The organism is Algoriphagus iocasae (genome assembly GCF_014206875.1).
GTDB lineage: Bacteria > Bacteroidota > Bacteroidia > Cytophagales > Cyclobacteriaceae > Algoriphagus > Algoriphagus iocasae.
Genome location: NZ_JACIJO010000002.1, coordinates 20,267 through 46,512, shown reverse-complemented (window position 1 = coordinate 46,512; position 26,246 = coordinate 20,267). Strand labels below are relative to the sequence as shown.

The following is a 26,246-nucleotide window of genomic DNA, read 5'->3' as shown; positions in this document are numbered from 1 at the left end:
ATTTATACCTTTGTTCTTTTCCTACTAATCACCCATGCTTAAGTCTCTTAGTATTCAAAATTATGCCCTGATCGATCAGCTTTTAATGAAGCCTGGTAAGGGTTTGAGTATGATTACCGGAGAAACCGGTGCAGGGAAGTCCATCATGCTTGGCGCAGTAGGCCTTTTGCTTGGGAATAGAGCCGACACCAAAGTTTTATTATTTGAGGATAAAAAGTGTATCGTCGAGGGGGTATTCGAAATTGGAGAATATGGACTCAAAGATTTTTTTGAAAAGGAAGATTTAGACTACGATACCACCTGTATTGTCCGAAGGGAAATTAGCCCAAGTGGAAAATCCCGTTCATTTGTCAATGACACACCTGTCCTATTGGATGTTCTGAAATACCTAGGTTCCAGATTAATGGACGTCCATTCTCAGCACGATACCTTACAGCTTGGATCAGGAGCTTATCAGTTGGACTTGATTGATGCTTTTGCGCAAAGCAAATCTCAATTGGAAGCATACAAAACAGCTTTTAAGTCTTTTCGAAAAGCCCAGAAATCCTTTCAGGAATTACAACAAAAAGCATTTGAGCTTCAAAAGGAGGCTGATTTTAACCAATTTCAATTAGAGGAGTTAAGCAGTTTATCCCTTCAGGAGGGTGAGCAGTCTGAATTGGAATCCAGTCAGGAAGTATTGGAAAATGCTGAGGAAATTAAACTGAAAATCAATGAAATGCTGAATCTTTTTGAAGATGACCAATTCGGGATTTTTCAGGGTTTGGCTCAGGTTCAGCAAACGATTGGAGTCTTGGAGAGATTGGCGCATAAATTTGCTCCATTGAAAGAAAGATTTCAAAGCCTTCTGATTGAGTTGAAAGACTTGGCGGATACTTTGTCTACTGAAGAATCTGCGGTAGAAGTTGATTTTGAGAGATTGGATGAGGTTCGAGATCGCTTGAGTAAAATTTATCAGCTTCAGAAAAAGCATGGAGTTGGAAGTGTGGAGGAATTGATGGATCTCGAAAGAGACCTTGCTGATAAAGTCTTTCAATTTCAAAATTTGGATGATACGCTTTCTGAGGCAAAAGTTCAATTGGAAAAAGCCGAGCAATCGGTTTTGAAAGCTGGTAAGGAGTTATCCAAAAAGAGGAGTTCTTGTTTCGAAGGATTTCAAAAAGCCATGGAAAGTTTGCTTTCTGATTTGGGGATGGAAAATGCCAAGTTGAAAATAGAGCAAAATTCAATCGCACCTTCTGCAAAAGGGATTGATGAAATCGAATTGCTTTTTTCAGCAAATAAAGGATCATCTCTTCAAGCACTAAAGAAAGTGGCTTCTGGGGGAGAATTTTCCAGATTGCTCTTTGCTATTAAATACTTGATGGCAGATAAAATGGCGATGCCAACCTTGATATTTGACGAAATTGATACAGGGATTTCCGGAGAGGTGGCTTTGCAAATGGTGAGAATGATGAAAGAGATTTCTGACAAACACCAGGTGATTTGCATTACTCATTTACCGCAAGTAGCTGGACAGGGTGAAGTTCACTTTTTTGTGTACAAGGATAATTCATCCCGAAAAACCATCAGTAAAATCAAGGAATTGGAACCTGAGGAGCGGGTGATCGAACTAGCCAAAATGATTGGAGGAGCCAATCCTTCAAGTTCTGCGATGCAAAGCGCCAAAGAACTCTTGACTCGATAATTGAGAGTTAGGAGGCGATGGTAGGGAATGAATGCCAAATTTTCTCTATTTTTACCCATATTTTTGAAATCAACCCCATAGTTATATGCCAGAAAATTTGCTGAAAGGAAAACTTGGTATCATTACAGGTGCCCTTGACGAGAATTCCATTGCATGGAAAACCGCTCTAAAAGCTAAAGAGCAAGGAGCTCGATTTGTATTGACAAATGCTCCTATTGCCATGAGAATGGGTGCAATCAATGATCTTGCAAAAGAATGTGATACCATTGTCATCCCAGCGGATGCTACAAGTCTTGAAGACATAGAGAAACTTTATTCCGAAGCGAAAGAATATTTAGGTGGAGATTTTGACTTCATCCTTCATTCAATCGGGATGTCTCCTAATATCAGAAAAGGAAGGTCTTATGGAGATCTGAACTATGACTGGGCAATGAAATCTTACGATGTTTCTGCCATTTCTTTCCATAAAATGATGCAGGTAGCAGAAAAGATGGATGTGATGAAAGAATGGGGCTCTATCGTTGGCCTGAGTTACATCGCTGCTCAAAGAGTTTTTCCTTTCTATACTGATATGGCAGATGCCAAATCACTTTTGGAAAGCATCGCAAGAGGATATGGATATCGATTCGGGAAATTGAAAAATGTACGTGTCAATACGATTTCTCAGTCTCCAACAAAAACTACTGCTGGAACTGGAATCGGAGGATTTGACTCTTTCTACAATTTTGCTGATGCATTATCTCCACTTGGAAATGCTTCTGCTGAAAGCTGTGCTGATTACATTGTGACGATGTTCTCAGACCTGACTAGAATGGTTACCATGCAAAACCTTTTCCATGACGGTGGATATTCATTCACTGGTATTTCTGAGGAAATCATGGATAAGTTTAAAGATTTATAAATAAACCACCCACTTTGAAAAAAGCTCTTTGATCCGTCAAAGAGCTTTTTTTTGATCCTTACTTCATCTAAAACTGGTTTTTTGTTGTGTCATTTTGCCTTATCTTATTGCTGTATTTATTTATAACCACCAACCATGAAAAAAACTTTACTTGTAATTGCATTACTCTGCGGCTTTCTTTCAGTCTCAGTTTATGCGCAAATTGAGCCTGCACCAGATCGTTCAGAAGGCGACGGGCAATATGGTAGACTGATTTTAAGAGGGGTGACCCTGATTGACGGGACAGGAGCGCCACCAATCGGCCCTGTAGATATCGTTGTAGAGAAAAATAAAATCGCCCAGATTCAAGTAGTAGGTTATCCGGGACTTCCTATCAGTGAAAACAGAAGACCAAAAGCTGGTGAAAATGATAAGGTTTATGATTTAGAAGGGCACTTTCTGATGCCTGGATTTATTGATTCTCATGCTCACATAGGAGGAAGAGGACAAGGAACACCTGCGGAGTATGTTTTCAAACTATGGTTGGCACATGGTATAACCACCGTTCGGGATCCATCTACCGGTAATGGATTGGATTGGGTACTGGATCAAAAAAAGAGATCTGCGGCCAATGAAATTACCGCACCTAGAATTTTGGCTTATACTGCTTTTGGGCAAGGAGCAGAAAGCCCAATTACCAATGCCGATGAAGCGAAAGCTTGGGTAAATAAGAATGCAGCGAATGGGGCTGATGGCATCAAGTTTTTTGGTGCAAAACCTGAAGTAATGCAAGCGGCGATTTCAGAAAACAAGAAAATTGGATTGCGATCTGCGATGCACCATGCCCAGGTAGATGTGGCCAGATGGAATGTGCTGAACTCTGCTAGAGCTGGGCTAACTTCTATGGAACATTGGTATGGTCTTCCAGAAGCCCTTTTTACTGATAGAACGGTTCAGGATTTCCCTGTAGATTACAACTATCAAAATGAGCAACACCGTTTTTCAGAGGCAGGAAAACTTTGGGAACAGGCTGCTCCTCCTTATTCAGAGCATTGGAATAAAGTAATGAATGAATTATTGGAACTTGATTTTACCCTTGATCCTACATTTAATATTTATGAAGCAAACCGTGATCTGATGCGTGCTCAAAGAGCAGAATGGCATGAAGTCTATACTTTGCCTTCTCTTTGGAAGTTTTATGAGCCAAGCAGACAATCTCATGGTTCTTATTGGTTTGATTGGACCACGGCTCTAGAGATTCAATGGAAGAAAAACTACCAGCTTTGGATGACTTTTGTCAATGAGTATAAGAACCGAGGTGGTCGAGTTACCGCTGGTTCGGATTCAGGATTCATTTATCAGCTTTATGGTTTTGCTTATATTAGAGAATTGGAATTACTTCAGGAAGCTGGATTCCATCCTTTGGAAGTGATCCGTTCAGCGACCATGTATGGTGCAGAATTGATGGGAATGGAAAAGGAAATCGGAACTGTGGAAGTTGGGAAGTTGGCTGATTTTGTAATCGTGGAAGAAAACCCACTTCAAAATCTAAAAGTTCTTTATGGTACAGGAGCAATCAGAATTGATGATAATAACAAAGCAATCAGAGTTGGAGGTGTAAAGTATACAGTGAAGGATGGAATTGTATATGATGCTAAAAAATTATTGGAGGATGTAAAATCCATTGTAGATAAAGCCAAAGCAGAAGAAGGAAGTGTGAAAATCACATCTCCAGGTCTGGACTGGTAATTAATAATATTTGTAAAACCTAGAACCGGGTTAGACTGTTAATAAAAAAGCAGATTAACCCGGTTCATTTTTAAACCTATTTGAGTATGCCCCATATTAAAGTAAATGAAGTTGATTTATTTTATTCTGATCAAGGCGTAGGAGAGGAAACAATCATTTTTTCACATGGCTTATTATGGAGTCATAAAATGTTTGAGGCACAAATTGATTTTCTCTCGACTCGGTTTAGAGTGATCTCCTATGATCACAGAGGCCAAGGTCAGAGTGAAGTGAAAAGTCCATATGACATGGACACTCTTACAGAAGATGCCTTGCAATTGATTAAATCATTAACAAATGGTCCCGTTCATTTTGCGGGGTTATCTATGGGTGGATTTATTGGGATGAGATTAGCAGCAAGATATCCTGAGCTCATCAAAAGTCTGATTCTTTTAGAAACCTCCGCGAATCAGGAACCTGTAGAAAATATTCCAAAATACAAGACATTAAATAGCATCGTGAAATGGTTTGGGGTCATTGGACCGGTTGCCAGTAAAGTAATGCCAATCATGTTTGCTGAAAGCTGGTTGACCAATCCTATCAATAAGGACAAAATCGATTATTGGAAGCAGGAAATGATGTCCAATAAGAAAACTATAACTGGTCCTGTGAATGGGGTAATTTATAGAAAAGGAATCGAAGATGAACTGAAATTTATTTCTTGTCCCACAATGATAATCGTAGGGGATGAGGACATCGCTACCAAACCGGTCAAAGCCAAGTTCATCCAAATGAACATCTCCAAATCAAAACTCCACCGTGTTCCAGGTGCTGGCCATAGTAGCTGCATCGAAAAACCCAAAGAAATCAATCGTCTCATAGGAGACTGGTTGATAGAGGTGAGTTAACTTCTTTTTTCTTTCTCTTTCAATTTATTTGTGAATATTACTCTCTAAAAATGAGAGAGTTGAAAAAATATTTGCAATTGTTGAAACCTTTCTTTATATTTATATGTATATACATTAAATACATTTGCAAGGAAATGGTAAAGATAGAAGAAGCAATACAGCAAAAGGAGTTTAAAGATCCTTACAACAAGGCAGTTGTGAATCTATTGTATACCCATAGCTACTTTGTGACAAACCAAAATGCGTTGTTTAAACCCTATGGCTTGTCTCCTGAGCAGTATAATGTATTGAGAATATTAAGAGGTCAAAATGGTGTTCCGACTACTGTTTCATCTATACAAGATAGAATGTTGAACAAAATGTCAAACGCATCAAGATTGGTTGAGAAGTTAAAATTAAAGGATTTTGTAAAGCGTTCGGAATGTCCAAATGACAGAAGACAAGTGGATGTTTTGATCACAGAAAAAGGTCTGGAAGTTTTAGCTGAGCTTCAAGCAAAAGTGGAACAGGAAAATAAGAATTTCGTCCATTTGAGTTTAGAAGAAGTAAACCAGCTGAATGATCTCCTGGATAAATTAAGAGGGTGAAATTTTTTACCCGTTTCAATGTATAGACATATAATGTATTAACAATTCAAATAAATTTAAACCAAAAACAACAAATATTATGGCAACTACTAAATGGATTATCGACCCTACTCACTCTGAAGTTTCATTCAAAGTAAAGCACCTTGTGATTTCTACCGTTACAGGTTATTTCAGGAAATTCGAAGGTAGCTTAGAAAGCGCTTCCGAAAATTTTGACGGAGCTACTGTTAAATTCACTGCTGATATTGACAGCATTGATACAAATCAAACAGACAGAGATAACCACTTGAAGTCAGCGGATTTCTTTGATGCTGCAAACCATCCAAAATTGTCTTTCGAAGGAAAATTGTCTGAGGAAGATGGAGACTATAAATTGATCGGTAACTTGACTATGAGAGAAACTACCAAAGAGGTAACCCTTTCAGTAGATCTAGGTGGAGTAACTGACGATCCTTACGGTCAGACCAAAGCTGGATTTGAAATTGAAGGAAAAGTAAACAGAAAAGAATTCGGACTTTCTTGGTCTGCAGTAACTGAAGCTGGGTCTGTCGTAGTAAGTGATCAAGTGAAACTACATTTGAGTGTACAACTTATAAAGCAAACTGAACCTGTTTCGGCAGATTGAGTTTAACATCCCTATCATTTAAATTTGAAGCTATGGGGATTTTCCTCATAGCTTTTTTATAAAATACCCCTAAAGCCATGAAAACATTAATCAGTGGAATACACCATATCACAGCAATCGCTGGAAATCCTCAGGCCAATGTTGATTTTTATACAGGAATCCTCGGTTTGAGATTAGTGAAGAAGACCATCAATTTTGATGCGCCTGATGTGTACCATTTCTATTTTGGAGATGAGCTGGGGTCACCTGGCACCGTCTTTACGACTTTTCCTTTCAAAGGCGCTAGAAAAGGCACCAAAGGAACCGGCGAGTTGACCTACACTGCATTTTCTATTCCTTCCAATTCTTTGGAATTTTGGATTGAACGGTTGAAAAAATATGGCGTAGCGGTGTCAGATGTGCTGACTCGATTTGGAGCAAAACTGATTCGTTTTGAGGATCATGATGGGATGGGAATTGAGTTGGTGGCAACTGATTCTGATGAGCGGACTGGCTGGACTTATGGACAAGTTCCGAGAGAATTCTCGATCAAAGGATTTTATGGAGCTACATTAAATCTTCGTGCAAAAGAACAAACCGAAAAGCTTTTGACAGGCTTTATGAATTACAAATTCATCGGTCAGGAAGGGGATCGCTATCGGTATGGAACAGAAGGAAAGCCTGGAGATATTGTGGATATCGTAGTTAATCCTTCAGGAAATAGAGGAATGCAAAGTGCAGGTACAGTCCACCACATCGCATTTCGTACGGCAAATGCTGAGTCACAGCTAGAAGTACAAAAGTTATTGATGGAAAATGGCTATCTCACTACGGAAGTAAAAGACAGAAATTATTTTACCTCGATATATTTCCGTGAGCCAGGAGGGGTGTTATTTGAAATCGCCACCGATGAGCCGGGATTTGCCATAGATGAGGATGAAGCCCACTTGGGTGAATTGATTAAATTGCCTGAATGGGCAGAACCAAGCCGCGAAGAAATTGTAAAAAATCTGACTCCGGTTTCTCTAAAAACTGAAAGCTATGCCTGAAATAAAAACAGCAGGAAAGCCACTAAATGAGGCTAAAAAAGCGGCAATTCTGATACATGGACGTGGTGCATCTGCTTCCAGTATCTTGTCTTTGAGTAGTTACCTCAAGCTCGACGAATTTGCACTTTTGGCACCTCAGGCAGAAGGGAATACCTGGTATCCTCACAGTTTTATGGCACCAGACCAACAGAACAGGATAGCTCTGGAAAGTTCAATTGCTACTTTGGAAACTGTTTGGAAGCAAATCCAAGATGCGGGCATCAAGCCAGAACAGGTTTATTTCATTGGGTTTTCTCAAGGAGCTTGTTTGAGCTTGGAGTTTGCAGCTAGAAATGCTCAAAAATTCGGTGGAGTAATCGCCTTCACAGGAGGCCTAATCGGTGAAACCTTTCAACCGGAAAAGTATTCTGGGGATTTCGGAGGCTCATCGGTATTTATTGGAAGTAGTGATCGGGATTTTCATGTTCCAGCAACGAGAATAAAAGAATCTGCCTCACTTATGGAAAAAATGGGAGCGAAGGTTAAAACCTTGCTTTTTGATGATCCAGAACATACAATTCGTCAAGAAGAGATTGACTGGGTCAATAAAAATATTTTAATGTGATTTTCTTATCGAAAAAATCCCCGACTTTGCCGGGGATTTTTTTTAGAATGAATAGGCAACTTGGGAGCCTTTATCGGGATCTAAAGTGACTTGGGCATACACACCGATTTCCTGCTGTAATTCTTCCACATGAGAAATAATCCCAACGATTCTATTTTCATGACGAAGAGATTTCAAGGTTTCAAAAACTACTCGAAGAGCATTTCTATCCAAAGCTCCGAATCCTTCATCCAAGAAAAAGAAACTTTGATCGGCTTGATTCAGTGATTTTACTTTTTCTGCCAATGCTAATGCGAGGCAAAGGGAGGCCTGAAAAGTTTGACCGCCTGAAAGAGTTTTTAACAACCTGCGTTTTCCTCCATTCAGGTAATCAATCACCCAGAAGGTATTGTCCTCATCAATCTCCAGACTCAAACTGTTTTTGCTCAATTTCATAAATCGCATATTTGCCGTGTTGCAAAGCTCCTTGAGATAAATCGAGCTCACATATTTTACAAAGCCACTTCCTTTGAAAAGTCGCTCCAATTCTTTCAAATTGCTTTCTCGGTTTTCTAGTTTGCCATAGGTTTCCAGCAATATTTTTTTGCTTTCCAGTTGGTTTCGGATCGTTTTGATTTCTTCGTTTAAGAGTAGCAAACTGTTTTGAACCGATTCCACTTTGGTTTTAATTTCATCCACCAAGGCTTTTAATTCAGAAAAAGCAGCGTTATCAAATTCGATTACTCCCTTTTCTGATTTGAGTTCTTGGATTCTACTTTCCGTGATGGCTATTTTTTGATCAAATCCTCGGATTTCCAAATCGACTTTTTCTGCATCCAGTGAATTTTCAAATAGTTTAACTAAAGCTGCTTCATTCGTAAAACCATAAGTATTCTTAAGGTCTTTAAATTCCGATTGAAGTTTGGAGAGCTTTTCACTCGATGCAGTTTTAAGATCCTGAAAACCCTTCAAACTAGTTAAATTGGAAGCTTGGGCCTCACGCTTTTCACGGAGATGTTTCTGCTTTCCTTCCAGTAATTTGATTGCTTCGTCAATATCTGCTTCGACTTTCAAAATAGTTTCTTGAATCTGATCAGCGCTTTTTGAAAAGAATGGCTTACAAAAAGTCGGATCTTTGATTTCTTCTTTTTTGGAAGAAATCGAAGCATTAATGGTGTTTTGACTTAACAGCGCTTGCTGAAATAATTTATCTGCCTGCTCAATTTCGCTTCGCTGTGTGTTCCAAGATTGGCGAAGTTGTTTTACCTGTTGCAGCAATTTTTCCTTTGTTTTTCCCGCTTCTGACAGGCTTTCTACCTTGGCTTTTAAATCAGTCTGATTAGCGATTCCATGGCCGGAAACCATCTGTGTCATCTCTGCTAATGACTTGTTGATTTTCTCAATCTCAGAATCTTTGTCTTTGCAGTTTCTCTGATGATTTTCTAGATGGATCTGGTATTCTTTTTCCTTTTGGATCAGGGTTAGAATCTTTTCCAGTTGATCTTTTTCCAGACTGATTTCTTCATTTTTGGCTTTTAGTTCTGCCTTTTCTTCCTCTGATTTTAAGGGATTTGGATGCTCCAAAGATCCACACAGCGGACAAGGATTTCCATCCTCCAGCAAATGCACGTGAACGCCCAAGCCTTGTTTTTGCAGAATTTTATCACGTTCTGATTCCAGTTTAAGAATGTATTGCTTTTGGCTTTTTTGCCAGGATTCGAGATTTTTTTCAGAAGCGGGGATTTTGGAATGAATCTTTTCCAGATTGCTTTGAATGGATACGATTTCCTCTTGAAGCTGATTTCTGTCCTTGCTGAGTTTTGATTTATCCATTTCCCAAACTGACCAATCTCTCAATGCCGTCTGAAGAGCGGATAGGAGTGTAACATCCGGGCTGTCCAATTTCTCAGTTTCTTGTTCGAGGCCTGAAATCTCACTTTCCAACTTTAATTGAGAAGCTTTTTTGCTGTCGATCTCTGGCTTTAAAGTTTCCAGTTTTTGATTTGCCTCATCGAGGCTGGATTGCATACGTTTTATTTCCAGTACTTTTTTGAGATCTCTTATTTTTGCTTCTCGCTGAGGACGCTGTTGGTTTTTTTCTTTAAGCTCGGATTCTTCCTCCTCCAATTCTTTCACTTCCGATTCGTATCTGATTTTGAAACGCTCACAATCCACTACGCTGGTGGTATACTTTTCCAACTCTTTGGTGGTGTCATTGATTTGATCCCAAACTGGCTTGAGATAAGTTTTTGCAGTAATAAACTCTTTGTGGAGGAGTCTCTTTTCTTCGATTTCAGGTTTTTTAAGCAGCAATTCCTGACAATTCATTTGAAACTGATGAAGCTGCTGGGATTTCTGTTGAAGGTTTTCCTGCTGTTTTAACTGAGTTTCCGAAAGCTGCAATTTCAGTGAAAGCTGTTCGGAATCTGCTTTTTGGATTTTTTGCGAAGCAATTTTTTCTTCGAGAATTTCCGGAGTAAAAGCTTCCAATCCCGAAAGCTGGGTTTCCATCCTGATTTTTTCTTCCCTGACAGCTTTTAAAAGTGATCCAGTTTTTCCAGATAAATCAAAGCGCTCCAAGCCAAACAATTCTTTCATCATTTCAGCTCTAGGGCCAGGCGTGAGGTCAATAAATTCTCTGAATTTTCCTTGAGGAATAATTACAGTTTGCTTGAAGTGTTCCTTCTTCATGCCAATGATCTCTTCCGCTTTCGATGTGATCGGCTCCCAGTTACCTGCTACTTTTTCGTAAAATGTATGTTCGGCTGGTTTAACCTCCTCAAACTTTTTGGGATTTCTTTTCGCTGCATATCTCGCTAGAAAGGATGACACGTTGTTTTTTCCCGATTGAAATTCAAAATTGATCAATAGCTCCTCACTTTGAAGATTGAGCATGCTGTTCTTTTCACCTCGATCAGAAAGACGCTCAGTACTTCCATAAAGTGCCAAAAGAATGGCTTCCAAAATGGAGGATTTTCCGCTGCCGACTGCTCCAAAAATCCCGAAAAGCCCCGCCGCTGTCAATTGGTCAAATTCTATGACTTGCTTTTCCCGATAGGAATATAGCCCTTGTATTTCCAGTCTAATTGGGATCATGCTTCGTTGGATTGACTGATTACTTCTCTAAAAATTCCCATCAGTTCCTCGTTGGGTTCCTGACCTTTTTCACTTTTATAAAACAGCTGAAATAAGTGACTCATGTCTTTTCCTAAATCTTCTACTTTCAAATGATAACCTTCCTGTCCTTGTGGATTTTTGATTTGTGGAATTAAGTTGACGATTCCATCGTGGGCTTTCATAATCGCTTTTCTGGTTGCTGCATCAATGGAATGCTCCGTGACGTAAGTAATTTCTACAAAGCAATAAGGATTCTCTTCCAGCCAGCTCAGCGTTTCTTCCAACTTTTGAAAAGTCATTCGATACAGAGGCCTACCTTGTTTCAAACCGATTGCTTTATAGGTCACTGCTTGATTAGGTTCAGCATCGATTAGCACTACTTTTTTTTCCTGATCGGCTTCGCTGAAAGAATAAGCCAAAGGTGAACTGGAATATACCACTGGGCAGTGCTCATGGCCAACTGAATGATAGCGATGCAAATGGCCCAAAGCTGCGTATTGAATCTGGGAAGGGATATTTTTTGTAAACAAAGCCTGTGTTCCTCCCACGTGTAAAATCGGTCTTTCGGACTCTGGTTCTGCTTCCGGAGTTGTGCCTTCTTTCATAAAAAAGAAATGGCCTACGAAGAGATTGACGCCATTTTCATCACAATTTTTATTTGCGATTTGCTTCCATTTTTCTTGCAAAACCTCTTTGAATTCCGCCTCTCGATCCCCTTCTCCGAGATAAGTTTTTAATAAGGTTTCGTTGGCATAAGGCGCCAAAATCACTCGTATAGGAAAGTCAAAATTCGGAAGTTTCAACTCCACAAATCCGGATTCTGATTTCGTGATTTCAATTCCTGAGTCCAAGTTTCCAGTAGGAATAATGCTGTCATATCTGCTGTAAAACAGGATCCCCAATTCCCTTGCGAGCGGATCCGGTGCTTCGACAAACTGGGTGCTATCATGATTTCCGGAGATAGCTATGATTGGTCTTTCCCCATTTTTTGAAAGCTTTCGAAGAGTTTTATATAAAAGTTCGACTGCTTCATGATTAGGATTGAAAGTGTCGAAAATATCCCCGGCGAGGAGGATCAAATCCACATTTTCCTGATCTGCTATGTCAATGATTTCTTCCAGCACGAGCTTTTGCTCTTCTAATCTGGAAAATTCCTGAAGTCTTTTGCCCAAGTGCCAATCGGCTGTATGTAAGATTTTGATCATAAATGAATGGAAAAAGTAAAAAACTAAGTTAATCTTATGCATTGCCGCTTGCAAGCTAAAATGAATGAATGACAGCAATTGGCATTTTTATTGACTAGCAAGGCCAAATGAATTTTGATAACATGCGATTGTGGATTTTCCTGCTGATAGCGGTCTTTTCAGGGACTTTTGCCTATGCAAAAATGGAGGGTGATTCTCTATTGATTCAGCAAGGAGTTGCCAGTTTTTACGGCAAAAGATTTCACATGAGAAAAACTTCCAATGGTGAGACTTTTCATATGGACAGTATGACTGCTGCCCACAAGACACTACCATTCGGAACAATCCTGAAGGTAACCAGAGTAGATACCGGCGCTTCTGTTTATGTAAAAGTCAATGATCGACTTCCTAGATATTCTAAGAGAATCATTGATTTATCCCGTGGTGCAGCCACTAAGCTGGACATGATTCACGATGGAGTTTCAGTAGTCAGGCTGGAAGTAGAAAAACCCCGAGTCATTGATGAATTGATTGAATATTTTGGAGACAATCCTCCGACTACAATGAGATTACGGCCAATAGCCAAAGCTATTAACTTTTACAAACCATTGCCAAATTGGTATTTTATTCCGCAATTGACATTTATTAACAGCCCTTTGTGATTTTTTCTTTTGAGTTTGAATAATTTCTTAGTTTATTAAATCTGAAATTATTTAATCCATGATAAAGTCCAGATTTATTCTCTTTGGTTTTTTAGCGCTCACATTTTTTTCATGTAAAAGCGACGAAGAAAAAGTCGAAGAGGCTCCAACCGAATCATTCCGAAATGAAGTTGCCGCTACCGAGGTAAGAGTGGCCAAAGCAGAGGTAAAAAGTTTTGATTACCTCATCAATGCCACCGGTAAATTAGAAGCTTCCAGTCAGGTGACAGCCATAATCGAACAAGCTGGATTTCTCATCGAACTGAATGTCAAAGAAGGGCAATCTGTAAACAAAGGAGAAGTAATCGCCCGATTAGATCCTACTGAAGCCCAGCTTAGATTGGACAAAGCAGAAATATCTCTTCGAAATGCCAATGCGGAGTATGAGTCGATGAAAATGGGTTATGAAACGATTTTTTCGTCCGGAGATGAAGAGAGAAAAAAGACGATTGATGAGCAACTAAAAGCAAAAAGCGGACTTTTTATGGCTGAAGTGGAACTGAAAGAAGCTCAACTCAACCGTGAAAGATGCGAACTGAAAGCACCGATATCCGGTAGAATTGCAGATCTAAAATTCAAAGAAGGAAGCTTGGTAAGTGCAAGTCAGGAGCTTTGCGAAATCTTGGGATCCGGTCAGTTGACCTTAAAAGTCAAAGTTCTTGAATCGGATATTTCCTTGATTTCTTCCAATCAAAAAGCGGAAGTTTATGCCGTGTCAGATTCCCAGAATGCCATCGAAGGTAGAGTAGTAGGGATGAACCCAAAAGTCGATGAAAATGGACTGGTTCAGGTTTCTATTGCAATCAATTCCTCCAGAAATTTACTCCCAGGAATGAATGCCCGAGCCATCATCCGTGCTCCGCAAAATAATAGTCTAGTTGTTCCAAAAGATGCCTTGGTTTATAGATCCGGAAGAGCAGTAGTTTTCTCGATTGAAAACAACGAATCAAAATGGAATTATGTAGAAGTAGGAAAAGACAATGGAGAAGAAGTAGAAATTTTGGAAGGGGTAGAAGCTGGAAGCACCGTCATCACCTCTAATAACCTACAGCTGGCACATCAGGCACCGGTTCAAATTATAAAAGAATAGGCCATGGTTAGATTTTTATTGGCCAGACCGATTGCGGTATTCATGACTTTTATGGCTATGATCGTTTTTTCGGTCATTGTCCTGAGCTCCCTGCCGATTTCTTTACTTCCACCCATTGACGTGCCTCAGATCGTGGTGAAGGTAAATTATCCCAATGCCTCCCCAGAAGCAATTGAACAAAATGTACTTAGCACCATTCGGGAAGGGTTGATCACTTTGAATGGTCTGGAAGAAATGGACTCCAAAGCGGGTTCGGAAGTGGGCACCATCCGACTGACCTTTGATTACAGCACCAAAATGGAATTGGCATACATTGATGTCAATGAAAAAATAGACCGACTGACCAATTCACTTCCCGAGGATCTTGGCCGTCCGGAAGTCATCCGAATCAATACCTCTGATATTCCTGTAGCTCGCGTTCAGGTGATTCCTAAAGAGGGAATCGACGAAGTGGAAGTCAGCCAACTTGCGGAAAACGTCCTGAAAAAAAGAATCGAACAGCTACCTGGCGTATCATTGGTAGATATCAATGGTAAGAAAGAGCGGATCATAACCGTTTCTCCAAATGATCAGGCTTTGGCTGCTTTGGGAATGTCCCAGCAAAATATCATCAATGCCATCCAGAATAGTAACCGCGATTTGCCCGGAATCTCTGTAAAGGATGGTCAGTTCCGATATTATTTGCGCTTGGCATCCAGAGTGGATACTCCAGATGATATCCGAAAATTACCCATTCGCACGAATGATGGAGCGATTATTCCGCTTCAGAAATTGGCAGAAGTCAATTATGAGACAAAGGAAATGCTGGGATATCATCTCTACGGTGAGCAAGAAAGTTTGGTAATCACGGTTCACAAGCAGGCCTCTGCCAAAATGAATGAGCTGATGCCGGAACTGAAAGAATCGATTGAGCTTTTTAAAACTGATTATCCTCAGGTAGAATTTGATTTGACACAGGATCAATCCAATTTGCTCAATGCGGCAATTTCCAATCTTGAAACCAGTTTGCTTTTTGGAGGGATTTTCGCATTTGCTGTGCTTTTTCTTTTTATGAAAGACTATCGACTTCCTCTGATCATCGGAGTAAGTCTTCCATCTTCTTTGGTGATCAGTTTCTTGATTTTCTATTTCTTCGATCTGTCCATCAATATTATTTCACTTTCAGGTTTGGCACTAGGTATCGGGATGCTGATCGATAATGCCATCATCGTTTTGGACAATATAACTCGAAAAAGAGATGAAGGACTCTCGATTTTTGAAGCTTGTGTGGAGGGAGTGAACGAAGTAATGGGAGCCTTGATCAGTTCAGTGATGACCACCTTGGCGGTATTTGTGCCTTTGGTGTTTTTGAGCGGAATTTCAGGGGCATTGTTTTTTGATCAAGCTGTGGCAGTTGCAGCGATCTTATCGGTCTCTTTGGCCGTGGCATTTATCCTACTTCCGATGTTGTATCTTTTGTTGTTTCAAAAGAGCAAAAAAGTTCTTGACAAAGAAGAGGGACCGTTTTTCAAGCGTATCTTGTCTATGTACGAGATTGGTTATTCAAAAATCAGTTCAGGGAGAAAAATTGCAATTACCTGCTTCATGATTTTGATTCCTCTTGGCCTAATGGTTAGTTTTTTATTAAAAACTGAGGGATTACCGGAGATCGAAAAATTGGATGCAACGCTTGAGATAGAATGGAATGAACCTATCGGTGCTTTGGAAAACAAAGGCAGAATCCAGGCTTTGGTGAAAAAGCTTGAAGGAACATATCAGCAGGCAGAATCTGAAATCGGGGTTCGGCAATTTTTACTTTTTGATGGGGAGAACTCCATCCAACAGGCCTTTTTATACTTGCTTTTTGAAACTCAGGAAATTAAAGAGGAACAGATCAAACGAATCAGCGAACACATAAAATCCAATTACCCTGAGGCGAGTTTTGTTTTAGGAGATGCTCCAAATGCATTTGATCAATTATTCAGTTCAAATTCTCCTTACTATGAAGTACGCTGGAAGGACCTTTCTTCCAAAGAACCCGTGGAGGAAGAAAAAATGGATCCTTGGCTGAGTCAATTTCCTACGCAAAATTGGGAAAGAGGGCCTGGTCTTCAAAAAGAGTCATCAGTAGTTTTTTCACTTCGGTCGGATAAATTAGCGACTTATGAAATTCCATTAAGCGAAGTGCAGGATCAGATCTCCAAGCTTTTTGGGACGTTTACCATTACAGATATCAGGCGATTTGGTGAGGTCACACCAATTCGATTAAAAGAACCGGGTGAGAGATTTGAAAATTTATTGCGGACAAAAACTGTGTCGGCATCAGACAGCGCTTCGTATGAGCTAGCGGAGTTTGTGAATTACGAATACGAAGACCATTATAAATACATCACGGCAGATAGGGGAGGTATTTACCAATCCGTTAACATTTTGGATGAAAATCCTGATGAAATGAAATCTGATTTTTTTAAGTGGGGACAAAGTAAGGATTTAGGTGTTGAAATGACCGGGCAGTATTTTAGAGACAGAGAAAACCTAATTCAATTGGTAGGGATCCTAGCGATTTCTGTGCTCTTGCTTTACTTCATTTTGGCAGCTCAGTTTGAGAGTTTTATTCAGCCTCTAATTGTGGTGTTTACTTTGCCATTAGGGATAGGAGGATCGTTTTTGGTTCTTTGGATTTTTGGAGCATCCTTAAATGTCATGTCAGCTATCGGCTTGGTAGTTATGTTGGGAATCATGGTCAACGATGCGATTTTGAAAATTGACACAATCAACCGACTCCGAGAGAAATATGCAGATATAGAAGAGATTTTACCAGAAGAGGGTTTGGAGAAAGCACTTCATGAAGCAGGTCAGATCAGATTAAAACCGATTTTGATGACTTCGATCACCACCATTTTGGCATTGATTCCAATCGTCTTTAGCAGCGGTTTGGGAGCTGATTTGCAGCGGCCTTTGGTGTATGCAGTGATTGGTGGACTAACAATAGGTACGATCACGGCATTGTATTTTGTGCCTTTGGCCTATTGGTTTTTTGTGCCAAAGAAAAAACTTAAAACAACGGCCTCATGACTCCATTTAGGATTCTGATCGTTTTTGTTTTGCTAAGTATCATGGGCTTTGCTGTGGTGCCTTTGCTTTCTGTGGATTTGAATCCCAGAGAGAAAGAACCAGTGCTTACCATCAATTTTTCAGTAAGGAATTCTTCTCCGGAAATAGTAGAAAAGCTGGCTACTTCCCCATTTGAAGGGACATTTTCCAGACTTTCCGAACTCAAAAAAATCACATCCACCTCTAATTACAATCGTGGCTCTATCACCTTGCTTTTCGATAAAAAGGCAGATATGGAAATGAAGCGATTTGAGGTTTCGGCCATGATTCGTCAGGTGTATCCGCAACTGGACCCTCAGGTGATGTATCCGACTGTTTCTCAAAGTAATGAGGCTAGAGATGATGAGAAGAGCCCGATTCTTACTTATAGTGTCAATGGACCCTTTGCCTCTTTCGAGATTAAAAAGATCACAGAGGATATTCTAAAACCTGCTTTGACAAAATTTGAAGAGGTGGAGGAAGTTTTGATACGTGGGGCAAATGATCTACAACTTTTCGTCACGTATGATATTCAGAAGCTTCAGGCTTTTGGAATCTCAAGAAATGTTCTTGAATCCAGTATTTTCCAGGCTTTCGGCACGAGTTACCCCGGTGCTGTCCTCAATTCCAAAGGTGAAACTTTATTTATTGAAGTAGATCGATCCTTGACAGATATGGATCAATTGGAGAATCTGAGAATTCTCCAAGTCAATGGTCAGGATGTTCGGTTGAGAGATGTGGCAAAGCTTACATTAGAGGAAGCCGAGCCGATGAGTTTTTACCGGATCAATGGAAATAATTCAGTCACCATTTCAATTTTTAATCGAGATGGAGTGAACAAAGTGCTTTTGGCAAAGAGCTTAAAGCAATCTCTGGATGAGGCTGATAACCTACTTCCGGCGGGATTTGATGTGCGATTGGAGCGGGATGATACCGAATATCTGGAAACTCAGTTGGATAAAATTTACAAAAGATCGGGACTGTCGATTCTCATCCTGATTGTCTTTATTTTTCTGATCAATAGAAATCTAAAATACCTCAGCATCCTGTTTTTGGGGATTATTGCAAATCTGAGTATTTGCGCGATGTTGATCTATTTTCTGAAAGTAGATATCCATTTGTATTCTTTGGCGGGATTGACGATCAGTTTTGGATTGATTGTAGATAATGCCATTATCATGATAGATCACCTCCATAAGCATAGAAATAGGAAGGTGTTTTTGGCTCTTCTTGCTGCATCTCTGACGACCATTGCAGCTTTGATGATCGTCTTTTTTCTTCCCGAGGAAGACAGAAGAAACCTGACGGAGTTTTCAATTGTCGTTTCAGTGATGCTGGGAGTTTCTTTGATCATAGCTTTGTTTTTTACCCCGGCATTCTATCAGATTTTATTTAAAGAATCAGCCAAAAAAGGAAGGGCTTTGACCGTACCGAAGCTCAGAAAAAGAGTGAATTATCTCAGGAATTATGAGAAAGTAATTGCCTGGACAGCTCATTACAGAAAGACATTTATTTTTCTTCTGATCCTACTTTTTGGGACGCCGATATTCTTTCTTCCAGCCAAATGGGACGAGCACGAATGGTATAATACCACGATAGGAAATACTTATTATCAAGAGGAAATTAGACCTTACGTGGACAAAGCTTTAGGCGGAGCCCTAAGGATGTTTGTGCGAGGAACCTACGAGAAGTCGAGTTATAGGGAACCGGAAGAGACTCGGTTGTATGTGAACTGTCGTCTGCCTTTTGGGAATACACTCGAGCAGATGGATTTCATCATGAGGGAGTTTGAAACTTATCTAAAAGGCGTGGAAGGGATCGATAAATTCGTGACTTATGTGCGATCGGGGCAGCAAGCGAATATCGTAATCACCTTTAAGGATGCTTACGAAAATGGAGCTTTGCCCTATCAGTTGAAGGGCAAGTTATCGGTGAAATCCACGGATTGGAGCGGGGCAAACTGGAACATTTATGGCGTAGGTCAGGGATTTTATACAGGACCAGGAGGAGAGGGGATTCCTTCTTACCGGGTGATGATGAAGGGATATAATTTTGATGAGCTGGAGAGACAGGCAGTGATTCTTTCCGAAAAATTGCTGGCTCATAAAAGGATTCAGGAGGTTAATTTAAATGAGCGGAATTATGGGGAGCAAAAGACCGAAGAATATGTCTTGAGGCTAAATCAAAATCAGTTGGCTTTAGGGAATATGAATCAATATGAACTGATCAGTTCACTTCTGGATTTGTCAAAACCTAATGGAGCTTCAAGTTCTTTGAATTTGAAGGATAAAAATTATGGAGTGGTTGTGAAGGAGTCAAATTCTGCTGATTTCAGCAAGTTTGATCTTGAAAATAAGAGTTTGATTGGAGGAGAAAACCGGATTTACAAAGTGTCTGATTATGGTACTTTGACGAAGGAAACCACTACAAATGCCCTGAATAAAGAAGACCGACAATACATCCGGATTGTTTCTTTTGAATACATGGGCTCTGCAAAGTTTGGGAATGAATATCTTGAGGAAGTCCTTGATGAAATGAAAGCCACGATGCCGATTGGCTACGAGGCAAAGAAGGATACCTATTATTTTAGCTACGAGAGAGCGAAGAGGCAGTATAGTTTATTGGGTTTTTTGATCATTGGGATTTTTCTGATTTGCTCCGTTCTTTTCGAAAACCTGAAGCAACCGATTTATATTATCGCGATTATTCCGATCAGTTTCATCGGGCTCTTTCTGATATTTTCCCTGTTTGACTTTTATTTTGACCAAGGTGGATATGCGGCATTTGTGATGCTGGGGGGCTTGGCTGTGAATGCCGGAATTTTCATTATCAACGATCTCAACAACCGGGACTTTGGCATTTATAATCGAAATGTTTTGAAGTCAGTAGCAGGAAAAGCAATTCCCATCCTGCTTACGGTCATGTCTACTTGCTTGGGCCTCATTCCTTTTATCATGGAGGGCCAAAATGAGATTTTCTGGTTTTCTCTTGCTATAGGGACGATTGGTGGATTGGTATTCAGTATGCTGGGAGTTTTCTGGGTACTTCCTGTATTTCTTTGGAAGAAATCTTTGGTAGTTGAAGCGTCTCCTATTAAGGTTCCGGTACATAAAAGGTTATTTCGAAGGAAATAAAATATTGGATTTAAAAACTCACTCAGTAAAGAAATTATCAAATAGGCTATCTTAAAATTGATTCAAGGAAAAGTCCCAGACCGACTACCTGTATGTTTTTTGCTATTGGATAATCTTCATCTCTCGGAATCACAACATGCAAAAGTTCTATTCCCAAATCTTCCATTGCATTGTAAGTGCCTTTGGTAAGTTTGGGGCTAGCGCTGAATTTAATCTCTGCAGCAGCTAGCCATCGGTTATTTCGCCTGATGAGCAAGTCTATTTCGGCTCCATCTTGTGTCCGATAAAAATACATTTGATCGTCGGTCTTTAAAACAGAAGCTACTTGATTGATGACAAATGCCTCCCAGGAGCTACCTAGTACAATGTTTCCAAAAATAGAATCCATACTGTTGATTCCGAGTAAATAATGTAACATTCCCGTATCTCTGAAAAATAACTTTGGGGATTTCACTAGTCGCTTTTTGGCATTCACAGACCATGCAGGTAATTCTCTAAGGAGAAAAGCATCTAAAAGAAAGCTAAGGTATGTTTTGATAGTTGGAACCGTCAATCCTAAGGATTTTGCAAAACTGGAATAGTTAAGGATTCCCCCATGTGCCGAGGCAATCATCATTAAGAATTGTCTGGTGACACGTGGTTCTGCAGGTAAACCATATTGAGGTAAATCCCTTTGAATGTAGCTTGTAGTAAAGTTTCTATACCAGTCTTGTATAAATTCCGGATCTTGTGAAAGTGCAGGTTCTGGAAATCCACCGTATATCCAGAGGTCTTCAATAGAGAGTTGATTTCTAGTTTCTAGGATGGATAACGGCGACATTTCCAGGTAGTTGATTCGACCGGCCAAACTTTCTGAACTTTGTCGAAGTAGTGAGGGAGAAGCTGATCCGAGAATAATAAATCGGCCAGGTTTTCTGTTCTCATCGATTACTGCTCTCAGCAATGGAAAAATAGAAGCTTGATGTTGGACTTCATCCAGAATGATAGTCTTATTCTGATTTTGCAAGAAAAATAACTCAGGATCATTCAATTTGCTGATGTCAGAATGTTTTTCAAGGTCAAGGTATACAGCATTGAGATCATCTAAAACCCCTTTGACTAAGGTAGTTTTGCCTACTTGTCTAGGTCCAACTATCCCCGTTACAGGGAATTTTAGGATTGATTTGAAAAATGGTTTTTCTATGACACGCCGAATCATCCCTGCAAATTTAAATTTTTTTTTTAAATTTGCAGGGATATTGATTTTTGTTTTCTTCTCTTGTCCTATAAAACTTACTTTTTCAGACTAACCTGAAAATCTTAATTCTTTCTGATGAATAAATCCCTACTTATTACTTTCAGTGTACTTTTTGGAACACTGCTTTTTTCCTGCTCAGAAAAATCTCCAGAATCAAATGTGATAGATCCCCATCAGGAACTACGATTTGAAGTCTATGACTCTATCATGGTGGATGTGCTGGAAAACGTTGTTCTATTGGATTATCAAGAGGATCTTGATCAGTATTTGGTTAAGGAACAGCGAGGAAGCAAAGTCCTTCTAGTCGATGGAAAGGGAGAAATAATCCAAGAAGTGGAACTGGTGGGAGAAGGACCAAATCAGATTCAGTTTTTTCTTGAGGGAAGATTTTTGGACAAAAACCGGTTTATTTTTAAAGAAATGTCAGCGACTATGGATTTCCATGTTTATGACAGGAGTTTTCAGAAGTTGGAAAAGATACAGGGCCCAGCAGATGGTTTTGGTGCTGGTATATTCATAAACTTTTTCCGTCAGACATTTACTCCATGGACGGAGGGGGATGGAGTTTTTATATTGGGTGAAGAGGTAAACACATATAATCCGGGTGAAATGGATCCCGACAAAATCGGAGGTGGATTTTACAACCAAGTAAAAACAGGTTTCTATTATGACTCCAACCAGGATACTGTCAGCTATATCAGTCTATATCCGGAGGCTTGGGCTCCTCGTAGCACAAATCGATGGATAGGGCAGAGTTTCCCTTATTTGTCTTTCGATGTAGAAAGTAAAAGAGCCGCTATATTACCTCCAATTGGAAACCAACTCTTTTTATATGATTTGGAAGGGGACTCTTTGATCAATGAAAAAGCTGTTTTCCTATCACATCCTGACCGTGATGAGGAAATACCGGATCCTGAACGCGATTATCGACTTTATCCATCATTTAGTGATGTGAAGAGTTTTGGGGAATATCAATTGGCAATATTTTATACCGCTATCCCTGAGGATGTATTGATAGAATTTCAATCAAAAGGGGAAGATTACACCCAAAATCCTGCAAATCAAAAGGATTTGGTAGCCTATAGAAAACCTCGCTTCATGATAGTGAAAGGAGATCAGCAAGTCGGAATCCTCAAAGAGCTTCCTGTAGCAGGATCAGTCAACCTGGGTTTGTCTGACGGAACTTTAATTTTAAAAGCAGCTGACGGAGAAGTAGAGCGGGATTATAATCTGTTTTATAAAATCAGATTGGTGGTGGAGTAATAAATAATCATCTGAAAGCATCATAAACAACTATACCCACCGATCCGGTAATCAACTGAAGCGGACTTTGACGTGGACTGTATTCAAACTCCCCATCACCTTTATTGGGTAAATACTGGGTATCTGGTTTAGTTAAGAATCTGATCGAGTTTCCATCTTGATAATTTACGCGTAATTCAATTTTTCCTCCATCCAGTCCCGGGATAGGAATTTGAATCCCTCCACCGATTTTATAACCAAAGGACCAATCTTCCATATCCTTGCCTACTTCGACGGTTTCTTCGAAAATGGATGGGCGGATTTTAAATTTAGAATAGAGATAGTTCGCCCCAGCCTGGATTTCAAAAAATGGCGTGACCCTCGAAGTCATCGATGGTAAAAATCGAAAGACCAACATGCCAGAAGTGTGATTGTTGTTTCTTCTCAGGCGGTATTCCTCATTAAAACCAGGATAAAAATCATCTCTCGTTTCTACTTTGGTACCATAGATCCCATATCCCAATTCCAAACCTACTTGTAAAGGTTGCTTGTAGAATTCATATAATAGAATACCCGAAATCGTAGGGAAAAACGTTTTGTCAACTTCTTGTTTCAGTTTGGAAACTGGAAATCCGCCATTGAAATGACCTCCTGCTATAAAAAATTGAGCATGCAAACTTACCGAATAGACTAAAAAGAAAAGCAGGAATAGAGATTTTCGCATGAGCTTACATTTTTCAATTCTTACGTCATTTGATAGGTGTTTTGTTTGCTACAAACCTAAATTTGGAAAAAACCTTTCATGGATTCTTTGGATATGAGGTTTCTAGACTTTCTTATATTAATGAGGTCAAACCTAAAATACCGATGAATCAACCTGAGAGCCGAAGAGATTTTCTGAAAAAATCCACCTTATTAGGTGCAGGGCTAGGCCTAGCTGGAAGTGCTTCAATTCCGGCATTTGCAGATGTGGCTAAGCCAAAAAATAAATTGCCGGCATGGAAAGGATTTAACTTGCTCGATTTTTTCTCTCATGATCCGAATGCAGGTCGCCCGACGAAGCCTCAATATATCCAGTGGATTTCCGACTGGGGTTTTGATTTTGTGCGAATTCCGATTTCGTATCCGAGTTATTTGGATTTTGATAGAAGCAGACCGATTCGTCCGGATGAAGTATTGAATTTCGATGAAAGTCGATTGGAGAAAGTGGATGAACTCGTTGACCGTTGTATATCCCATGGCTTGCATGTAAGTTTGAATTTGCATCGCGCTCCTGGCTTTTGTATCAATGCCGGCTTTGTAGAACCCTATAATCTCTGGAGAGATCAAGAGGCTCAAGATGCATTCTGTGCACACTGGGAGATGTGGGCAAAGCGGTATAAAGGTATCTCAAAAAAGAAATTGAGTTTTGATCTCGTCAATGAACCTTTTCAGAGGGAAGATCCCAATGACCAACATAGTCCCGGAGGGCCTGTGGATGTGGCAGATTATCATCGGGTGGCTGAAGCTGCCTTGAATACCATTAAGTCAGTCAAAAAGTCCAGACTGGTGATAGCAGATGGCAATGGAGGAGGAGGAATAGCCATGCCTGAGTTAGCGGATCTGGAGCTGGCGCAAAGTTGCAGGGGCTATCATCCTTTTCCTATTTCGCATTACAAAGCTGGTTGGGTTTATAAAGACCCTGAAAGTCTTCCTCCCGTCGATTGGCCATTGGCACAAGGTGAAAGAATCCTAGACATCGAAGAAATCAGGAGGTATTACGCCCCTTGGAAAGCCTTAGTGGACCAGGGAGTTGGGGTGCACTGCGGAGAATGCGGCTGCTACAATGAAACACCACACGATGTTTTTCTCCGTTGGTTTGGGGATGTGTTGACCGTATTAAAAGAAAATGGAATAGGATTCGGTATCTGGGAATTCTCAGGAGCTTTTGGCGTGATGAATTCCGGCAGAAAGGATGTGGAATATGAAGATTGGTACGGAGAAAAGCTTGACCGCAAGTTCTTAGAGTTACTTCAGGCGCAAATTTAACCTGTTAGTTAGTTAAAATCTTCAGATATAATTACACTGATTTTTTTACCAAAATCCCGATTTAATTATTACTGACTACCTACTGAAATCTATTTATAAAGCGGAACTTTGAGTCCAAAATACACATCAGCACTTTTTGATTGACTGGAAATCAGATTTGTCAGAATAGAACCCGAACCAATCATGACAGGTCCTGCGCGAACTCCAACTCCCCAAGAGACGCTCGAATCGTATTGCCTAATGCTGATAGGGCTGTAAACGCTTATCCATCTCTTTTCAAATCTAGGTGTTAAGGTGAAGGAATTGATCAATTGACTAACAGGATTTTCACTGGATCTTTTTAGAGCTAGGGCTCCCTGAGCACTGACAAAAAATTTCCCATTAAGATTGTAGTCTCCAAAAAACTGAAGGGATGTAGGTAGCCCAAATTTAGTTTTTCCTAGGATTTCTACTCCGTTGTAATTATCCTCCAGAAGTTCATCAAGGTCTTTGGACTCAAATTCATTCGCATCAATCGTCGCATTCATATTGTAAATGAATCTGCTGGATCCATCATAATTGATAGAACCAATATCCATCACAGATACTCCAAGTCTGAACTTGTAAGGATTGTAATAAACATTTACATCTTCCTCTTTAAACTCATAGACAAAGCCAATATCAGCGCCAAAACCTGATTTGATGTCTGAAAAACTGATTTCGTCCGAGTCAAATCCTGAAGTGTAACCATAGCTCAATTCTCCTGAGGTAGTCAATAAATCGGATTGATTATTATACTGCGCATTTAAAATTTTACTTCCACCATAGACTCCACCAGCTCCAGCTAGGTACTTCAGTGTCACTCCCCCTTTGAGTGAATTTCGCTCATCATCCAAAATCATTCTTCCATAAGTGGCCCCGAATTCTGCCCATGCATGGATCAAGCCGGAGGCATCCTCCATGTTTACACTGAAATCCGTTTGATCATTATACTCCGTATTAGCCAACTCATAAAGATCCCCGCCAATATTGGTCAAATTGAAAAATCCACGGACACGTGTAGTGAATGCAAGACTGTTTTTTTGATCTAAATTGAATAATACTGATGGACCAAGAATGTCTACATTTCCTATGAAGTTATTATTGTTGGTTGAGTTTTTATTGTCATCAGAATTGATTTCTAAACCATTTCGAAAGCCTCCTAAATCGTTCAAATCAACACTCAAAAAGTCATTTCCAATATATGCACTGGTGGAAAATAGGTTGATATCCAACCTCATTTTTGAATCAACGGCCAAAGCCGGATTCAGTAGCAAAGAATGAACTCCGGCATGATTGTCAACAGTGCTTCCTATAAATGTCTGTGCGATGGAGGCTTTCGACATTAATAGGAAGGCAGCAATGAAGAAAAACTGCAATTTGAAAAAACGATTCAT

General features: G+C 39.9%; 19 protein-coding genes. 14 read left to right on the top strand and 5 right to left on the bottom strand.

The features are described 5' to 3' along the window. The first annotated feature begins 34 nt into the window (after positions 1 to 34). The 8 genes from recN to FHS59_RS07545 all read left to right on the top strand — a co-directional run bounded on the left by recN (position 35) and on the right by FHS59_RS07545 (position 8,047). Positions 35 to 1,687, top strand: coding sequence for a DNA repair protein RecN (gene recN / locus FHS59_RS07580; RefSeq protein WP_184494561.1), 1,653 nt, complete (start codon positions 35 to 37; stop codon positions 1,685 to 1,687). 85 nt (positions 1,688 to 1,772) lie between these two features. After that, positions 1,773 to 2,588 (top strand): enoyl-ACP reductase FabI, encoded by an 816-nt coding sequence (locus tag FHS59_RS07575; protein ID WP_184494560.1) that lies wholly within the window; start codon positions 1,773 to 1,775, stop codon positions 2,586 to 2,588. 135 nt (positions 2,589 to 2,723) lie between these two features. Continuing rightward, positions 2,724 to 4,316 carry an amidohydrolase family protein gene (locus tag FHS59_RS07570; RefSeq protein ID WP_184494559.1) on the top strand — a complete coding sequence of 531 codons (1,593 nt, stop codon included), beginning with the start codon at positions 2,724 to 2,726 and terminating at the stop codon, positions 4,314 to 4,316. 86 nt (positions 4,317 to 4,402) lie between these two features. Further along, a complete protein-coding gene (locus FHS59_RS07565; RefSeq protein WP_184494558.1) occupies positions 4,403 to 5,203 on the top strand; it encodes an alpha/beta fold hydrolase in 801 nt (266 codons plus the stop codon). Between the two features lie 134 nt (positions 5,204 to 5,337). Continuing rightward, positions 5,338 to 5,790: a MarR family winged helix-turn-helix transcriptional regulator gene (locus FHS59_RS07560; protein ID WP_184494557.1), complete on the top strand. Its 453-nt coding sequence runs from the start codon at positions 5,338 to 5,340 to the stop codon at positions 5,788 to 5,790. Positions 5,791 to 5,869: 79 nt separating this feature from the next. Beyond that, a complete protein-coding gene (locus FHS59_RS07555) occupies positions 5,870 to 6,415 on the top strand; it encodes a YceI family protein (protein ID WP_184494556.1) in 546 nt (181 codons plus the stop codon). A 77-nt stretch (positions 6,416 to 6,492) separates the two neighbouring features. After that, a complete protein-coding gene (locus FHS59_RS07550) occupies positions 6,493 to 7,443 on the top strand; it encodes a ring-cleaving dioxygenase (protein ID WP_184494555.1) in 951 nt (316 codons plus the stop codon). Continuing rightward, positions 7,436 to 8,047: an alpha/beta hydrolase gene (locus FHS59_RS07545; protein ID WP_184494554.1), complete on the top strand. Its 612-nt coding sequence runs from the start codon at positions 7,436 to 7,438 to the stop codon at positions 8,045 to 8,047. The genes FHS59_RS07550 and FHS59_RS07545 overlap by 8 nt, the downstream gene beginning before the upstream one ends. Before the next feature lie 42 nt (positions 8,048 to 8,089). Here the strand turns inward: FHS59_RS07545 and FHS59_RS07540 are convergent, their stop codons facing one another. Both FHS59_RS07540 and FHS59_RS07535 read right to left on the bottom strand, forming a co-directional pair. After that, on the bottom strand, positions 8,090 to 11,122 hold the full coding sequence (locus FHS59_RS07540) for an AAA family ATPase (RefSeq protein ID WP_184494553.1): 3,033 nt from the start codon (positions 11,120 to 11,122) through the stop codon (positions 8,090 to 8,092). Further along, entirely contained in the window at positions 11,119 to 12,348 is a 1,230-nt protein-coding gene (locus FHS59_RS07535; RefSeq protein WP_184494552.1) for a metallophosphoesterase family protein, read from the bottom strand. Before FHS59_RS07535 ends, FHS59_RS07540 begins: the two co-directional genes overlap by 4 nt. Before the next feature lie 107 nt (positions 12,349 to 12,455). On the opposite strand from FHS59_RS07535, the gene FHS59_RS07530 reads away from it, so the two are divergent. Genes FHS59_RS07530 through FHS59_RS07515 form a run of 4 tightly spaced genes read left to right on the top strand, consistent with a single transcriptional unit; the run spans position 12,456 to position 20,324 of the window. Beyond that, positions 12,456 to 12,989, top strand: a complete 534-nt coding sequence (locus FHS59_RS07530; RefSeq protein WP_184494551.1) for a septal ring lytic transglycosylase RlpA family protein — start codon at positions 12,456 to 12,458, stop codon at positions 12,987 to 12,989. 58 nt (positions 12,990 to 13,047) lie between these two features. Then, positions 13,048 to 14,118 (top strand): efflux RND transporter periplasmic adaptor subunit, encoded by a 1,071-nt coding sequence (locus tag FHS59_RS07525; RefSeq protein WP_184494550.1) that lies wholly within the window; start codon positions 13,048 to 13,050, stop codon positions 14,116 to 14,118. Positions 14,119 to 14,121: 3 nt separating this feature from the next. Beyond that, positions 14,122 to 17,172, top strand: coding sequence for an efflux RND transporter permease subunit (locus FHS59_RS07520; protein ID WP_184494549.1), 3,051 nt, complete (start codon positions 14,122 to 14,124; stop codon positions 17,170 to 17,172). After that, positions 17,169 to 20,324, top strand: a complete 3,156-nt coding sequence (locus FHS59_RS07515; protein WP_184494548.1) for an efflux RND transporter permease subunit — start codon at positions 17,169 to 17,171, stop codon at positions 20,322 to 20,324. The genes FHS59_RS07520 and FHS59_RS07515 overlap by 4 nt, the downstream gene beginning before the upstream one ends. A 46-nt stretch (positions 20,325 to 20,370) precedes the next feature. Here FHS59_RS07515 and FHS59_RS07510 read toward each other — a convergent pair whose 3' ends face one another. After that, entirely contained in the window at positions 20,371 to 21,522 is a 1,152-nt protein-coding gene (locus FHS59_RS07510; RefSeq protein WP_184494547.1) for an ATP-binding protein, read from the bottom strand. 114 nt (positions 21,523 to 21,636) lie between these two features. Between FHS59_RS07510 and FHS59_RS07505 the strand changes: the two genes are divergently transcribed. Beyond that, positions 21,637 to 22,824: a DUF4221 family protein gene (locus tag FHS59_RS07505; protein WP_184494546.1), complete on the top strand. Its 1,188-nt coding sequence runs from the start codon at positions 21,637 to 21,639 to the stop codon at positions 22,822 to 22,824. A 7-nt stretch (positions 22,825 to 22,831) separates the two neighbouring features. Here FHS59_RS07505 and FHS59_RS07500 read toward each other — a convergent pair whose 3' ends face one another. Beyond that, positions 22,832 to 23,527, bottom strand: a complete 696-nt coding sequence (locus tag FHS59_RS07500; protein WP_184494545.1) for an outer membrane beta-barrel protein — start codon at positions 23,525 to 23,527, stop codon at positions 22,832 to 22,834. 143 nt (positions 23,528 to 23,670) lie between these two features. On the opposite strand from FHS59_RS07500, the gene FHS59_RS07495 reads away from it, so the two are divergent. Continuing rightward, complete coding sequence (locus FHS59_RS07495; RefSeq protein ID WP_184496070.1) at positions 23,671 to 24,831, top strand: glycoside hydrolase family 5 protein; 1,161 nt, start codon at positions 23,671 to 23,673, stop codon at positions 24,829 to 24,831. Between the two features lie 89 nt (positions 24,832 to 24,920). On the opposite strand, the gene FHS59_RS07490 is transcribed toward FHS59_RS07495, so the two are convergent. Then, positions 24,921 to 26,246, bottom strand: coding sequence for a DUF5723 family protein (locus FHS59_RS07490; protein WP_184494544.1), 1,326 nt, complete (start codon positions 26,244 to 26,246; stop codon positions 24,921 to 24,923).

Coding starts and splice junctions, on each gene's coding strand:
- recN (WP_184494561.1), top strand. CDS start 35: ATGCTTAAGTCTCTTAGTATTCAAAATTATGCCCTGATCGATCAGCTT.
- FHS59_RS07575 (WP_184494560.1), top strand. CDS start 1,773: ATGCCAGAAAATTTGCTGAAAGGAAAACTTGGTATCATTACAGGTGCC.
- FHS59_RS07570 (WP_184494559.1), top strand. CDS start 2,724: ATGAAAAAAACTTTACTTGTAATTGCATTACTCTGCGGCTTTCTTTCA.
- FHS59_RS07565 (WP_184494558.1), top strand. CDS start 4,403: ATGCCCCATATTAAAGTAAATGAAGTTGATTTATTTTATTCTGATCAA.
- FHS59_RS07560 (WP_184494557.1), top strand. CDS start 5,338: ATGGTAAAGATAGAAGAAGCAATACAGCAAAAGGAGTTTAAAGATCCT.
- FHS59_RS07555 (WP_184494556.1), top strand. CDS start 5,870: ATGGCAACTACTAAATGGATTATCGACCCTACTCACTCTGAAGTTTCA.
- FHS59_RS07550 (WP_184494555.1), top strand. CDS start 6,493: ATGAAAACATTAATCAGTGGAATACACCATATCACAGCAATCGCTGGA.
- FHS59_RS07545 (WP_184494554.1), top strand. CDS start 7,436: ATGCCTGAAATAAAAACAGCAGGAAAGCCACTAAATGAGGCTAAAAAA.
- FHS59_RS07540 (WP_184494553.1), bottom strand. CDS start 11,122: ATGATCCCAATTAGACTGGAAATACAAGGGCTATATTCCTATCGGGAA.
- FHS59_RS07535 (WP_184494552.1), bottom strand. CDS start 12,348: ATGATCAAAATCTTACATACAGCCGATTGGCACTTGGGCAAAAGACTT.
- FHS59_RS07530 (WP_184494551.1), top strand. CDS start 12,456: ATGAATTTTGATAACATGCGATTGTGGATTTTCCTGCTGATAGCGGTC.
- FHS59_RS07525 (WP_184494550.1), top strand. CDS start 13,048: ATGATAAAGTCCAGATTTATTCTCTTTGGTTTTTTAGCGCTCACATTT.
- FHS59_RS07520 (WP_184494549.1), top strand. CDS start 14,122: ATGGTTAGATTTTTATTGGCCAGACCGATTGCGGTATTCATGACTTTT.
- FHS59_RS07515 (WP_184494548.1), top strand. CDS start 17,169: ATGACTCCATTTAGGATTCTGATCGTTTTTGTTTTGCTAAGTATCATG.
- FHS59_RS07510 (WP_184494547.1), bottom strand. CDS start 21,522: ATGATTCGGCGTGTCATAGAAAAACCATTTTTCAAATCAATCCTAAAA.
- FHS59_RS07505 (WP_184494546.1), top strand. CDS start 21,637: ATGAATAAATCCCTACTTATTACTTTCAGTGTACTTTTTGGAACACTG.
- FHS59_RS07500 (WP_184494545.1), bottom strand. CDS start 23,527: ATGCGAAAATCTCTATTCCTGCTTTTCTTTTTAGTCTATTCGGTAAGT.
- FHS59_RS07495 (WP_184496070.1), top strand. CDS start 23,671: ATGAATCAACCTGAGAGCCGAAGAGATTTTCTGAAAAAATCCACCTTA.
- FHS59_RS07490 (WP_184494544.1), bottom strand. CDS start 26,246: ATGAATCGTTTTTTCAAATTGCAGTTTTTCTTCATTGCTGCCTTCCTA.